The sequence below is a fragment of the Haloterrigena salifodinae genome, assembly GCF_003977755.1.
GTDB classification, from domain to species: domain Archaea; phylum Halobacteriota; class Halobacteria; order Halobacteriales; family Natrialbaceae; genus Haloterrigena; species Haloterrigena salifodinae.
On record NZ_RQWN01000005.1, the window covers coordinates 74,925 to 87,599 of the forward strand.

The window sequence follows — 12,675 nt, forward strand, 5'->3', positions numbered from 1 at the left end:
CTTCGCGCCTTCCAAGCTGCTGAAAATCGGAGATTTTCGCATCACGAGACGGCTTCGCCGTCTCGAACGACTTCGTTCGTTTCACTCACGAAGACCTCGCACGAGTTTCGACTGCGGTTCGCCGGTGGCTCACCGCAGTCCAGCGCGCGCCACTGCACGTCGGATGGTCGCATGGGAACGATAACGACTCAGCCGACCGTCAGGCCTCGAGGCGCTCGAGGCTCGCGTACCGACCGGCCCGCCAGCCCGTCAGGAGCGCGACGACGGTCCCGACGATGATCGCTAGGGCGAACCCGACGGCGTACACCTCGAGGGGGGTCCGCAGGAGCGACTCGAAGCCGACAACCGTCGCCGTGAGGCGGTTGAGTCCGCGCGTGAGCAACGGCGTGGCGGCGAGTCCGACGAGTCCGCCGACGATCCCGATGACCAGCCCCTGGACGCCGATCGTCCCCGCGAGGACCCACCGCGAGAGGCCGACCGCCCGGAGCGCGGCGAGTTCGTCCCGCTGCTGGTAGGCCACGAGGGCGAACAGGTTGACCGTCAGGACGATGCCGCCGACCAGCGAGAGCCCGACCAGCGTCGCGCCGCTGGCGAGGACGAGCGGCCGTTCTTCGACCATCGACCCGATCTGCTCGTCGCTCGTGCGGACGTCGTAGCCGGGATACGCCGCGTCCAGGTCCTCGGCGACGGCGTCGCGGTCGGCCCCGTCCTCGACGCTGGCCGTGACGAACGTCGCCCGGTCGGTGCCGGTCGTTCCGGCGACCGCCTGCAGGTCGGTCAGCGGCACCGTCTCGACGTCCGTTCCGAGGAACTGCGAGTAGTAGGACGCGATGCCGACGACGGTGAACTCGTTGTCCCGGGCCGTCTGACGGCTGGTCCCGATGGAGACCGTATCGCCGACCGAGACGTCCAGCGACTCGGCCGTGCTGGGGTCGAGCACGATCTCCTCCGTCGTCGGTTCGGTCGGCCGGTCGGCGGCGGAGTAGTTGCCGTCCGAGTGATTCATCTCGGTCTCGAACCCGCCGCCGGCCTCGAAGCCGAAGCCGTCGTGGGTCTCGTGGACCCCGACCGCCGACGTCCGCACCGCGTCGTCGCCCGTCGCGACGTAGAGTTCGTGCATCGCAATCGGCGAGGCGGAGCTGACGTCGTCGCGCTGGGTCATTTCGGCCGACATCGCGTGAGCGCCGACGATCGGGTTGGCCGTGTCGCTGGATCCGGGATCGATCGATTCGCTCGTGACCCAGATGTCCCGGCCGGCGTTCTCGAGGCCGTTCTCTCCCGTTTCGACGACGCCGACGCCGAGACTCGCCAGCAGCGTCACCGACAGCACGGCCAGTGCCACCGCGAGGACGGTCAGCGCGGTCCGGCCGGGCGAGCGGCGAAGCTGTGCGAACGCCAACCCGACGACGGCCCGCGTCCGAACCGCCGCGCGGCGCAGTTGCGGGCTCATCGCCCCACCTCCGTCAGGACGGACGTACGAGCCGCGACGACGAGCGGGTAGGGGACGGCCACCAGTCCCGCAACGAGCGCGACGCCGATGGCGTAGGGAACGAACAGCGGATGGAGCTCGGCGACGGCGCCCGGCGAGACGGTCGCGGTGGCAATCCTGTTGACGACGTAAATTCCGCCCGCGCCGAGTGCGACCCCTACGAGCGCGCCGCAGACGGTCGTCAACAGCGTCGAGACGGCGACGATCGCGAGCCGGCTTCGGGTCGTGAAGCCGACCGACTCGAGGACGGCCAGCGTCCGCCGGTCCTCGTTGACGGTCATCCCCATCGTCGTCGCGACGAACGAGGCGCAGATCACCACGCCGACGACCAGCGCGAGCAGGCTCGTCGCGAAGGCCAGTTCATCCTCGAACAGCGAGGAGGGGTTGGTTCGGTCGACCGACTGGACCGTCTCCTCGGGATAGGCGTCGGCGGCGGCCGACTCCGCGGCAGCGCCGTCGCCCCACACCAGCACCTGATCGGCCAGTTCGCCGTCGGACGCCCCGGTCAGCGCCTGCAGTTCGCTCAGGTGGACCAGCCCGACCGGCGTCTCGGTCTCGCTGTCGCCGGCCGTCTCGACCGCGGCGACCGTCGACGACGGCGCCGCGCCGTCGGGCAACTGCTCGCCGCCCGGCGTGAGCTCGTCGCCGGCCTCGGCCTCGAGTCGATCGGCCGCGGCCGCCGAGAGCACGATTTCGCCCCGACGCGGGCCGTCGTACGAGCCGTCGGCGTAGTGGGGATCGCCGGACTCGAGTTCGTCCGTGGGGAGCCCGGCGACGGTCCGCGATTCGTCGTCGGGAACGACGCCAACGAGCAGGATGCGCTTCGACTCGCCGTCGGCCGACTCGAGCGCGACTGGTTCGACGAGCACCGGCGATGCGTGGGCGACGCCGTCCCGATTCCGGATCCGCTCGGCGCGCGCATTCGCCTCGCCGAGCTGGGGTTTCTCGACGCCGTCGACCGCCGCGAGGGAGTCGCTTTCCGCGGGGGCGACGCGGACGTCGGCGTCGTCCTGATCGACGGTGGCGCCGTCGGCGAGCCCCAGCGCGACCCCGGTGACGACGATCAGGAGGGCGATGGTCAGCGCGACGGCGGCCGTCGTCGCCGCGAGTCGCCGCGATTTGGTCCCCGTCGCGCGCTTCCAGAGGCGGACGACCGAGACGGTGACGACCCCCCACCAGCGGGCGCGGCGGGTGCCCGCGGTCGTCGTCTCGAACCGATCGTCACCTGCCATCGTCGACCACCCGCCCGTCGCGAAGCGTGACCACGCGGTTGGCGACGGCCAGCGTCGAGTCGTCGTGGGAGGCGACCAGCACAGTCCGGTCGCGTCCGATGTCCGTCAGGAGGTCGAGCACGTCCGCGCCGGTCGCCGTGTCGAGTTCCCCCGTCGGTTCGTCGGCGACGATCACGTCCGGATCCGTCACCAGCGCCCGGGCGATCGCGACGCGCTGGCGTTCGCCGCCGCTGAGTTCGCCCGGAGAGTGGTCGATCCGGTCGCCGAGACCGACCTGCTCGAGCAGCGACTCGGCCCGCTGGCGGCGCGTCGATCTGTTGATCCCGGCCTGCACGAGAGGGAGGGCGACGTTCGCACGGGCCGACAGCGACGGCAGGAGGTGAAACCGCTGGAAGACGATGCCGACGTGATGGCGCCGCAAGCGCGTTCGCTCGCGGTCCGAAAGCGACGTGAGGTCGGCGGTATCGAGCAGCTGGATCCGTCCCGCGGTCGGCACCAACAGCCCGCTGACCGCGTGCAGGATCGTCGACTTGCCGCTGCCGCTCGGTCCCTCGAGACCGACGGTCTCGCCCGCGCCCACGTCGAGCGTGACGTCTCGCAGCGCCGTCACCGTCCGGTCCTCGCTCGAGCGACCGCGGCCGCCGCTCGAGCCGTACTCGTGGGTGACGTCCTCGAGGCGAACGGCCGTCGGCGATTCGCGCTCGTCGGTGGTCGTCGGGCCGGCCTGGGGGGTCGTCCGCCGGAGTGCATGGTCGCTCATCGGTCCGTAGGTCAACTCGATCGAACCGACCACTCAGCGGGTCATTGTTCCTCTCCGGCTTCTCGAGGCCACGCGGTCGTTAACGGACGTTGTGATCGTTGCAAGAACGTCTTCGCGAACGCACCGTTATCGAGCCCTGACCGTTCGAGAACGCGAGCGATACGCGCTCGAGACCCAGTCCGGTCGATCGAAACGTGAACGTACTGCGGACTGTCGTCCATACGAACCGATTTACGGGACCGGCGACGCTGCTTCGAGGCGGTACTGGAGAAACGGGCTGATCGCGCTATTTGTCGGTCCTAGCTGTACGTCTCTTGGGTCGCGACCGCGACCTTGGTCCCGTCGGCGCTCGCGTAGATCGTGTCGTCGACCCGCTCGAACGTGAGTCCGCCCGCCGTCTCCGACTCGCCGTCGGCGGGCATCGGCGTCGTCCCGACGGTCTCGCCCGCCTGCGTCTCGACCTCGAGGACGAACTCGCCGTCTCGGGACTCGATCGTGACGTTGCGATCGTCGATGCGGACGTCCGCCCGCGCCCCCTCGGACTCGTGGGCGAGCCGTCGGTCTTCCCCCTCGGGCCAGATCTCGACTTGATAGACGGTGTCGTTGCCGACCGGCTCCCAGCCGGTCCGCTCGACGTGGACGGTCTCGCGCCAGCCCGGGCCGCCGACGACGACCCCGGCGTCGCCGGTGAATGCGAGCCGGTTGGCCGGCACCACCTCCACCCAGATCTGGCGCTCCGTGCTCGAGACGATCACCCCGCTGGACTCGATCGAGATGGCCTCCGCGAGCGGTCCCACCTGGACCGGCGAGACCTTCTGGTTCTCGACTCCTTCGGCGTACTGGATCGTGTAGTCATCGATCTGGACGGCCGACTCGGAGGCCTCGGTCGCGTCATCGAGCACGAAGAGGTTGACCGGGACCGCCGCGCCGGCGACGACGGCGAAGACGGCCAACACGGCGAACAGCGCCGTCTTGCGCCGCGTGACCGACGAGAGACGCGTCGACCCCCGGTCGGTCGCCGCCGTCGCGATCTCGCCGATCCGCTCGAGGGGCGAGGTCGACGACCGATCGCTGCCGCGGGCGATCTCGAACGGCCGAGCGACGGGCGACCTAGAACCCGAGCCGCGGAGTCGAGCGAGGCGACGCTCGAGTCGGTCGGGGACGACCGGGCGATCCGAGGCCGTTATCGCGATCGTGACGACGAGCGCGAGGACGACGACGACCAGAACGCCGGGGCCCTGGAAGAGGTAGTAGACGTTCGCGCTGCCGAACCAGTAGATCTGCCACAGACCCTGAGCGAAGCCGAACAGCAGGATTGCGATCCAGACCCGAAGCGCGTCGGGACGGCGTCCCCGCTGCCGGAGGAGTCCGATCGCGAGGACGAGTCCGATGAAGAATCCCAGCGCGTGGCCCTGAATGGCGATGCCCGCCCACGAGGGCGCCGACGGGGCCCGCGGCTGGGCCACGTAGACGCCGATCGGCGTCTGGAGTGCGCGATAGAGCGTCAGCAGTGCGCTCTGCACACCGAGCACGCCGATGAGCGTCACGATCGGATAGTGGACGAGCGAAAAGGCTGCGAAGGCGAAGACGATCCCCGAGAAGCCGATGACGGGACCGAGCGCGAACAGGCTCGAGCCGATCGTGATCGCGACGACGATCAGCGGGAAGACTACCAGCGCGCGGATCCACGGGTTGGTCCGCCACGACGTCGCCGCCGTCTCGCCCCGTCCGTCGGGGTAGTGGCCCCAGGCGTACTCCGCAATCGGCGCGACGACGACGGCGCCGGCGAGGTTCCCGATGAGGTGTCCCGGGCCGGCGTGGGAGAACGACGCCGTTAGCATTCCCAGCGGATAGAAGTACGAATACGCGCGGTAGGGGAGCGTTACCGGGCTTCCGAACGCGGTGATTCCGTCCTGGACGAACAGGTAGATGCAGTAGACCAGCGCGATCACGAGCAACGATCCCCACGGGACGCCCAGGACGAGTCGCGAGCGGGCGACGTCGCCCCAGCGGCGGGCGGGGCTGTGGAGTCTGCGGACGACAGCGACGGAGGCGAGCACCGATGCCACCATAAACAGCGGGACGACGACCGACAGCGCGATCGTCAGGAGGGCCTCCTGCGAGAGCATATCCAGTGGTTCGGCCGCGGCTGTATATTGGTTTAGGTTCTCCCTATCGCGGGTCGTGCAATCGCCGATCACGCACGCGCGGTCGACCCCGTCGCCGACCGCCGTCCCTCGAGCCCGAACAGAAAGCTACAAGCGGCCGACGACCGGAACGGTGGACATGGAACTGCGGGTCACCGAGAGCACCGACACCGAACTTTCGATCGAGATCGCTGGCGAGGATCACACCTTCATGAACGTCCTCAAGGGCGCACTGCTCGAGCACGAGAACGTCAGCGCGGCCACCTACGACGTCAACCCCGAACAGTCGGGTGGCCAGACCGAACCCATCCTCACGATCAAGACCGAGGGCGGCGTCGATCCGCTCGAGGCCCTCGAGGATGCGGCAGTCAACGTCCGCGAGAAGGCCATCTCCTTCCGCGAGGCGTTCGAAGCGGCCGCCTGAACAGGAGCTTCGACACTCGATCTCGGGGGCTCGAGTCCTCGTCTTCTCGCCGGAAACGTCTCTCGAGGTAGATCACGCTCCGTCCGGACGGGATCGGAACGTCCAACAGCTCACTATAGCGCCGCGTCCCCCACCACTCAGGCCAACTACTGTGCGGTGGCGCGCGCTGATCCTCATGGTGCAGAACGAAACGGCGTTCGCCTAGCAGGCTGCGTAGTGGACGTAGACTGACCCCTCGACGACGTGTAAGTCGAGCCCCTCGCGCTCGAGTTCGGGATCCGTGACCGCGTCGCTGGTCTCGAGCCCGCCGGCGATCTCGTCGGCGAGGGCGGCCTCGTCGTCGTAGTCGTCGATCGATAGCGGCGGGGTCAACTGACCGCTGGTGCCTGCGCTCCCGCAACCGACGCCGAAATCGCTCGGCTGGACCCCCTCCGATTCCGTGCCGTCGTGCTCGCTCGCCACGTACGCTCGGTTGTTGTACTCGGCGTAGGCCGCGAGTCCGTCGTCGTACGAGCGCGAGCTATCGCGCTCGGTCTCGAGTCGGTCGTGAACCTCGAGTTCGGTCGCCTCGAGGTCGATCCCCGCGGCCTGGCTGCCCGACCCCGGCGCGTCGGGCGGCGACGGTTCGCCGACGCCCGGAATGATCGACAGCGGTACGACACCGGTCGCGAACAGTGCGGCGACCACGACGATGGCCGCCAGAATCGGCGCGTACGGCTTGGCCACCTCGAGCCAACTGGACGTCTCGAGTTCGCCGTCGACATCGTCGTAGTTCTGTTCGATCTTCTCCAAGTCGTGGTTACCGCAGCGCGAACACGGCGGATTGTACTTGACGTGGTCACGACCGCAGTCCTGACACCGCCAGACGTAGGTGGTGCCAGTGTCGACCGTTTCCGTCTCGGTCACGCCGGTGTCGACGGCGGGGTCACGGTCGCTCGAGGCCGCCCTCGAGGACTCGCTTCGCTCGGCCTCTGTCTCGTCTTCGCCCTCGCCCTCGCGGATGACCGCCTTCTCGAAGGTATTGTGTCCGCAGTTATCACAGGGAGGGTCGTCTTCCGCGTGAGGTTTGCCACACCACGTGCACCGCCACTTCACTGGTCGTAACGCACGACTGTGTCGATATAAGCGTGTTGGAAGTCGAAACGAACGGCCTGAGTTGCCTCGCTCACCGGCTCACGGCCGACTGCCATTCACCGTTTCGTTCGCTCGCGAATCAGAGTCGAACCGGAACGTTCCGGTCGTCCAGATACTCCGTTCCCACCTTTTTCCGCTCGGGTTCGTTCCACTCACCACTCGCGCAAAAATCTGGACCAAAAAGCCGCTTGCTCACTGGCTCACGGCCGACAGCCGTTCGCCGGTTCGTTCGCTCGCGGTTCAGAGTCGAACCGGGACGCCCCGCTCGTCCAGATACTCCTTGGTCTCCTCGATCGAGTACTCGTCGAAGTGGAAGATCGAGGCCGCGAGGCCGGCGTCGGCGCCGGCTTCCGTGAACACGTCGTACATGTCCTCGGGGCCGCCACAGCCAGAGGAGGCGATGACGGGCGTGTCGACGGCGTCGCAGACCGCCTCCGTCAGCGGCAGGTCGTAGCCGTCCTTGGTGCCGTCCTTGTCGATCGAGTTGACGAACAGTTCGCCCGCGCCGCGGGACTCGGCCTCCTGTGCCCACTCGAGGACGTCGACGCCGGTTCCCTCTCGGCCGCCCTTCTTGGTGCACTCGAACCAGCAGGACTCGCCGTCGATCTCGACGTAGTGTTCGCCCCCTTCGTCGAACCGCCGTCTGGCGTCGACGCTGATGACGATACACTGGTTGCCGAAGGCCTTGGCGCCCTCGTTGATCAGTTCGGGGCGCTCGAGCGCGCCGGTGGTGATCGAGACCTTGTCGGCGCCGGCCCGCAGCGTCTCCTTGATGTCGTCGGTGGTGCGGATGCCGCCGCCGACCGTGAGGGGGATAAAGACCTCGTCGGCGACGCGCTCGACGACGTCGAGCATCGTCTCGCGACCCTCCGCGGAGGCGGTGATGTCAAGGAAGACGAACTCGTCGGCGCCAGACTCGTTGTACGCCTTGGCCATCTCCACCGGATCGCCGGTGTACTTCAGGTCCTCGAAGTTGACGCCGGTGTAGACCGCCGGGTTCCCGTCCTCGTCCAAGTCCACGTCGATACACGGGATGATTCGCTTTGTCAGCATGTGGTCGTTGTGCGAGCCTTGGAACCCGGGATAGTAAAGTGGTCCCCATCGGCGTCTCGAGCGACGGACGGCTCGCTTCCTCGAGCGATAGCTCGCTCGAACCGTCTGGCCGGCGAGTTGTCACCGCAACCGCCGCGGTACCGTTCTCAGGCCGACCGCAGTCGCTCCCGGAACGCCTCGACTGCGTCGGGAAGCGCCTCGAGTTGGGCCCGGATGCGCGCGTAATTGCCGTACTCGGTGAACAATGAAACGACGACCTCGGGATCGTTGTCCGCGGCCCGGCGGACGCTGTCGTCGGTCCACTCGAGCGACCGGAGCGTCTCCGCGAGGACGTACGCGCCGATCGACGGCTCGGACACCCACGCGCCGGCCGACGCGGCTGCCTCGATTGCGGCCGTTCGCTCCGCGCGGATCTCCGCGGCCGATTCGGGCGTCGCCAGCGTCCCGTCGTCGATTCGACCGCGCACGCGCTCGAAAGCCCGGTACCGAACCTCGAACCGGGCGGCCTCGTAGAGCGCGATACCGGTGGTTCCGTCCTCGATCGCCAGTCTCAGGCCGTCCCTCGCGCTCGAGACCGAATCCACCGTCCGCCAGAGCATCTGCTCTACGTGCTGGTCGAGCTCTCTGTCGACGATGCCGTCGAGCCAGTCCTCGTCGGATCGATCGGGGACGGTGACGCTTTCGACGCGTTCGGTCGACGCCTCGAGCGTTGCGTCGAAGACCGGCGTCAGATCGGTCGGTGCGTCGGTTTCCTCGTCGAAGCGCTCTGCGAGGTGCTCCCAGACGGTTTTCGTCGCCGCCGCGAACTCAACGTCGCCGGCACCGTCGCCGATATCGATGACGGTAGGATCGTCGTCGTCGATCGCCCACTGATGCCGGCCGAGTTGGTCCGCCGCGCGCCGGAGGTCCGATTCCTGGCGCGCGTAGAACAGCGCCGCCCGGAGCAGTTCGTCCGCGGCGTCAGCGCCCCGATAGTCGATCGACTCGAGTCGATCGCGAACGCTCGAGCGGGTCTCGGTACACTCCTCGCGCAGGTCCGCGACGATCGCTTCGTTCTCGTCTTCGATGGCGGCGAGCGTGGTCGTCGCCGCCCGCGCGGCGTCGCGCGCCTCGCGGGTCGTCCGCAGCGCGCGGTAGCGATCGTCGCCGGTCGCTTTGGCGGCCTCGTCGCGGTAGTCGCGGGCCTCGTCCCGTCGATCTGCGATCGACTGCCGAACGACGCCGTTGGGGACCGTCTGGGCCTCGAGCGGGTCCGGAACGTCCGCCAGTAGCGTCTCGACGCGCTCGAGGCCATCGTCGATGGCGTTCGACGCCGGACCCACCGGCGCCGGCCATTCGATCTCTGGCAGCTCGGTCCCGTCGGCGAGCACGTCGGCCGCGTCGGCCGCGGTGAACGACGATCCGCCGTCGTCGGTCCACGAGAGAGCGCTACAGCCAGCGAGCGCGGCGCTTCCGGTCGCGGCGAGTCCCGCGAGGAACCGCCGGCGACGGCTGTGGCCGCAGTCGCTCATCGCGGTACCTCCGCGCTCGGAGCGTCAGTGTCGTTGGTTTCGGTTCCGTCCATCTTGTTCGCCGCGGAGCCGTTCCTACCGCCGGCGTCGCTCGGACAGGTGGTGCGTTCGGAACTTCCTCGACTCGAGGGGGGATCGTCGTACGGGCGGTGGACGCGGACGAACACCGCTTCCGTGACGGTCCTGTCCGCCTCGCACGGCTCCATCGGGGATTTCAGCGCTCGACAGTAGTTCGTCCGGAACTCGCCATCGGCCGCGCTGACGCTCAGCAGCCGTCGGCGATAGCAGTCGTCGATCGACCGCTGGTCGACGTAGATCGATTCGCCGTCGAAATCGGTCTCCTCGACGAACGCTCGAGCGGCGTCGACGTCGTCGTCCGCGGCGGCGCCGGTGAACCACAGCGCTGCGGCGTCGTCCTCGTCGGTGACGAAGAAATCGGCCAGATAGCGCGGCGCCCGTTTCTCTTCGTCGGCTTCCGCGGCGTCCTCGCTCGAGTAGGCGACGGGCGTATCATCCGTCGAGCGGATCGACAACGACTCGTACTCGTGGGTCGACTCGAGCGTGCCTCCCTCGGAGGTGGAGTGGCCGGAGACCGATTCGCCTTCGCTGAACTCGATGCAGCCGGCGAACGCGGCCGAAAGACAGCCGCCGCTCGCTGCGAGCAGCCGCCGGCGAGAGAGCGATGTGGAGGGCATCGACACCGAATTGGTAGTCTAACTGTAAATACATACTGATTGACTGTATTTAGGAGCGCGATTCTCCGACCGACGCTTTTCGTCGCGAGACGGCGAGTCGCGCCCAACGACCTTCGATGACCGCGAGGGATGAGCGAAGCGCCTGCTCGTCGACGAGAGAGGTGTCTTTAAGGCGGTGAGTCGGCAACAGCCGAGTATGGCAGACGACACGAACCAGACGGCAGACGGCGATACGGGCGCCGACGTCGGCCACGATCTCGAGGCCGAGCGGACGACCGCACCGATGAGTGACTACGGGATGCGCGAGGTCGGAATCGGCCTCGTCGTCGCACTCCTCGGTCTGGCCGTCGCGTTCGGAATCCCGTTGCTCACGGTTTGACTGAGTCGTCGAGAGCGAAAATCGGCGGCGTTAAAAGACGTATTCGTCGTCGTGACCCATCATACCGTCGTCTTCGAGGCCAGTACCACCGCTCGTCCCCTCTTCCTCGTCCATCGGTCCGCTGGTCTTGTAGGCTTTGATCCCCGTCGAAAGGAGGTCTTCGATCGCCTCCTCGCGGTTGACGAACTCGCCGCGCTCGACCATCTGGGCGATCTGCATCTCGAGGTGTTCCGGGATGGTGATCTCTACTTTCGGCATCTGATTCGGCTTTCGGCGAGGGGGTATTTAGGTCTGACGGGGACACCACACGCCGCGGATCATTCCCTGATCGGCGATCCTCCCGCCGCCGATCGTGGCCGTCGTCACCGTTCGCGAATCCGGGGTTCGGTCGTCTCGAGTTCGCTGTGGCCGGTCTCGAGTCGGGAGGTCGTCCGTCTCAGCGCGACTGACTTCTCGACGAACCTCGCTATCGACGGTCGGTAGTATCCGTCTAGAAAGGACCGCTGACAGCGCCGCAGTCGCTTCGCAGCGATTGAATCGCGGTCGTACCGCGGGTCGATTTCGATCCGTTACCGGTTACCCATCATGGAGTCGAACGCGTTCTTCAGCGTCGTCCCCGGCTGGGTGATCGACTGAAGCTGGTTGAGCATCTTCCGCTGGTTGAAGTAGCTCGCGAACGCGAGGATGGTCGGCGGCCAGAGCCCGATGAACGTTCCCAACTCTCGCTCGCCTCGAAGGAAGAAGTAGTACAGCGAGAGTCCGACGGATGCGGCCGACGCGACAAACGCGGGGCCCATGGCTTCTTCGCCGACTTCTTCTGCTGACTGTTCGGTGACTTCCTGTTCGGCTATCTGCTGTCTACTTGCCATACAGGTAAGCGTGGTCGAGACTGTACTAAGGGATGGCGAGGGTTTCGCGAGGAAGCCCCTGAATTGTGATGTCGGACCGACTGTTACAGTTCGTTTCACCCCCGCCACCGTCCCGGAAATACGAGCTTACGTGTCGACGATCGTTTCATTCGAGCGGTGTGTCTCGGTCACACGCGACACGTCGATGGATGGGTTGTCGGCCCAGTCCGTCCGCTGGAGGCGTCACATCTACCTGCGTCGGGACGTACGCACGCGTATGAGCAACGATGACGCGACCGACGTTACGGAACTCTACCGCGAGTTCGGCGACGAGCGGCTGCCGCCCGGGCAGCGGGAAACTTCGGCGTTTCCGGTGCTCTCGAAGAGCGGGACGCCCGACTGGGATCCCGAGACGTGGGAGTTCACCGTCACCGGCGCCGTCGACGAGGAACTCTCGCTCTCGTGGGACGAGTTCCGCGACCTGCCAAGCGAGACTCAACAGCAGGATTTCCACTGCGTCACCGGCTGGAGCAAGTTCGACTGCCGGTTCACGGGCGTTTCCTTCCCAACCCTCGCCGAGCGCGCGGGCGTCATCGACGACGTCGACGAGCGACGCTCGTCGGGCAACCGGACGGAGTCCGGTCAGGCGGTCCACGTCATGTTCTCGGCGCTGGACGGATACACCACCGATCTCCCTCTCGAGGACTGCATGCGTGAGGAGGTCCTGTTCGCGTGGGCCTACGACGGCGAGCCCCTCCCCGAGGACCACGGCGGCCCGCTGCGGGTTGTCACGCCCCACAAGTACGCCTACAAGGGGGCGAAGTGGGTCGACGGCATCGAATTCCTCACCGAGACCCAGCGAGGCTACTGGGAGAAACGCGGCTACTCGGAGACGGCGAACCCGTGGGAGGAAGAACGGTACAGCTAGGCGCGAGCGGGGATCGGTAGCGGAGAGCGCGGGCCGGCGCCCGGGATAGTTAGGCTGAAGGCGCGGCGGTCCTGA

General features: G+C 67.3%; 13 protein-coding genes. 3 read left to right on the forward strand and 10 right to left on the reverse strand.

Annotation, left to right across the window (positions count from 1 at the left end; translation table 11 throughout):
* Positions 1 to 199: 199 nt before the first annotated feature.
* The 4 genes from EH209_RS20540 to EH209_RS20555 all read right to left on the reverse strand — a co-directional run bounded on the left by EH209_RS20540 (position 200) and on the right by EH209_RS20555 (position 5,610).
* On the reverse strand, positions 200 to 1,450 hold the full coding sequence (locus EH209_RS20540) for an ABC transporter permease (RefSeq protein WP_126664682.1): 1,251 nt from the start codon (positions 1,448 to 1,450) through the stop codon (positions 200 to 202).
* Positions 1,447 to 2,721, reverse strand: coding sequence for an ABC transporter permease (locus tag EH209_RS20545; protein ID WP_126664683.1), 1,275 nt, complete (start codon positions 2,719 to 2,721; stop codon positions 1,447 to 1,449). The genes EH209_RS20540 and EH209_RS20545 overlap by 4 nt, the downstream gene beginning before the upstream one ends.
* Complete coding sequence (locus EH209_RS20550; RefSeq protein WP_126664684.1) at positions 2,711 to 3,481, reverse strand: ABC transporter ATP-binding protein; 771 nt, start codon at positions 3,479 to 3,481, stop codon at positions 2,711 to 2,713. The genes EH209_RS20545 and EH209_RS20550 overlap by 11 nt, the downstream gene beginning before the upstream one ends.
* 299 nt (positions 3,482 to 3,780) lie before the next feature.
* Positions 3,781 to 5,610: a rhomboid family intramembrane serine protease gene (locus EH209_RS20555; RefSeq protein WP_126664685.1), complete on the reverse strand. Its 1,830-nt coding sequence runs from the start codon at positions 5,608 to 5,610 to the stop codon at positions 3,781 to 3,783.
* Between the two features lie 157 nt (positions 5,611 to 5,767).
* Between EH209_RS20555 and EH209_RS20560 the strand changes: the two genes are divergently transcribed.
* Positions 5,768 to 6,052 carry a DNA-directed RNA polymerase subunit L gene (locus EH209_RS20560; protein WP_008895328.1) on the forward strand — a complete coding sequence of 95 codons (285 nt, stop codon included), beginning with the start codon at positions 5,768 to 5,770 and terminating at the stop codon, positions 6,050 to 6,052.
* A gap of 201 nt (positions 6,053 to 6,253) precedes the next feature.
* Here EH209_RS20560 and EH209_RS20565 read toward each other — a convergent pair whose 3' ends face one another.
* The 4 genes from EH209_RS20565 to EH209_RS20580 all read right to left on the reverse strand — a co-directional run bounded on the left by EH209_RS20565 (position 6,254) and on the right by EH209_RS20580 (position 10,445).
* On the reverse strand, positions 6,254 to 7,147 hold the full coding sequence (locus EH209_RS20565) for a hypothetical protein (RefSeq protein ID WP_126664686.1): 894 nt from the start codon (positions 7,145 to 7,147) through the stop codon (positions 6,254 to 6,256).
* Positions 7,148 to 7,426: 279 nt separating this feature from the next.
* On the reverse strand, positions 7,427 to 8,239 hold the full coding sequence (hisF, locus tag EH209_RS20570; protein WP_126664687.1) for an imidazole glycerol phosphate synthase subunit HisF: 813 nt from the start codon (positions 8,237 to 8,239) through the stop codon (positions 7,427 to 7,429).
* A gap of 146 nt (positions 8,240 to 8,385) precedes the next feature.
* The gene (locus tag EH209_RS20575; RefSeq protein WP_126664688.1) at positions 8,386 to 9,750 is read right to left on the reverse strand and encodes a hypothetical protein; all 1,365 of its coding nucleotides are present in this window, start codon (positions 9,748 to 9,750) and stop codon (positions 8,386 to 8,388) included.
* Positions 9,747 to 10,445: a hypothetical protein gene (locus EH209_RS20580; RefSeq protein WP_126664689.1), complete on the reverse strand. Its 699-nt coding sequence runs from the start codon at positions 10,443 to 10,445 to the stop codon at positions 9,747 to 9,749. The genes EH209_RS20575 and EH209_RS20580 overlap by 4 nt, the downstream gene beginning before the upstream one ends.
* 196 nt (positions 10,446 to 10,641) lie before the next feature.
* Here EH209_RS20580 and EH209_RS20585 point away from each other — a divergent pair, with 196 nt between their 5' ends.
* On the forward strand, positions 10,642 to 10,824 hold the full coding sequence (locus tag EH209_RS20585; protein WP_126664690.1) for a DUF7550 family protein: 183 nt from the start codon (positions 10,642 to 10,644) through the stop codon (positions 10,822 to 10,824).
* Between the two features lie 30 nt (positions 10,825 to 10,854).
* Here EH209_RS20585 and EH209_RS20590 read toward each other — a convergent pair whose 3' ends face one another.
* Together EH209_RS20590 and EH209_RS20595 are read right to left on the reverse strand one after the other, a co-directional pair.
* Positions 10,855 to 11,082 carry a ribbon-helix-helix domain-containing protein gene (locus EH209_RS20590; protein ID WP_008895334.1) on the reverse strand — a complete coding sequence of 76 codons (228 nt, stop codon included), beginning with the start codon at positions 11,080 to 11,082 and terminating at the stop codon, positions 10,855 to 10,857.
* 311 nt (positions 11,083 to 11,393) lie between these two features.
* Entirely contained in the window at positions 11,394 to 11,693 is a 300-nt protein-coding gene (locus EH209_RS20595) for a hypothetical protein (RefSeq protein ID WP_126664691.1), read from the reverse strand.
* Positions 11,694 to 11,949: 256 nt separating this feature from the next.
* Between EH209_RS20595 and EH209_RS20600 the strand changes: the two genes are divergently transcribed.
* The gene (locus tag EH209_RS20600; protein ID WP_126664692.1) at positions 11,950 to 12,600 is read left to right on the forward strand and encodes a sulfite oxidase-like oxidoreductase; all 651 of its coding nucleotides are present in this window, start codon (positions 11,950 to 11,952) and stop codon (positions 12,598 to 12,600) included.
* Positions 12,601 to 12,675 lie beyond the last annotated feature (75 nt).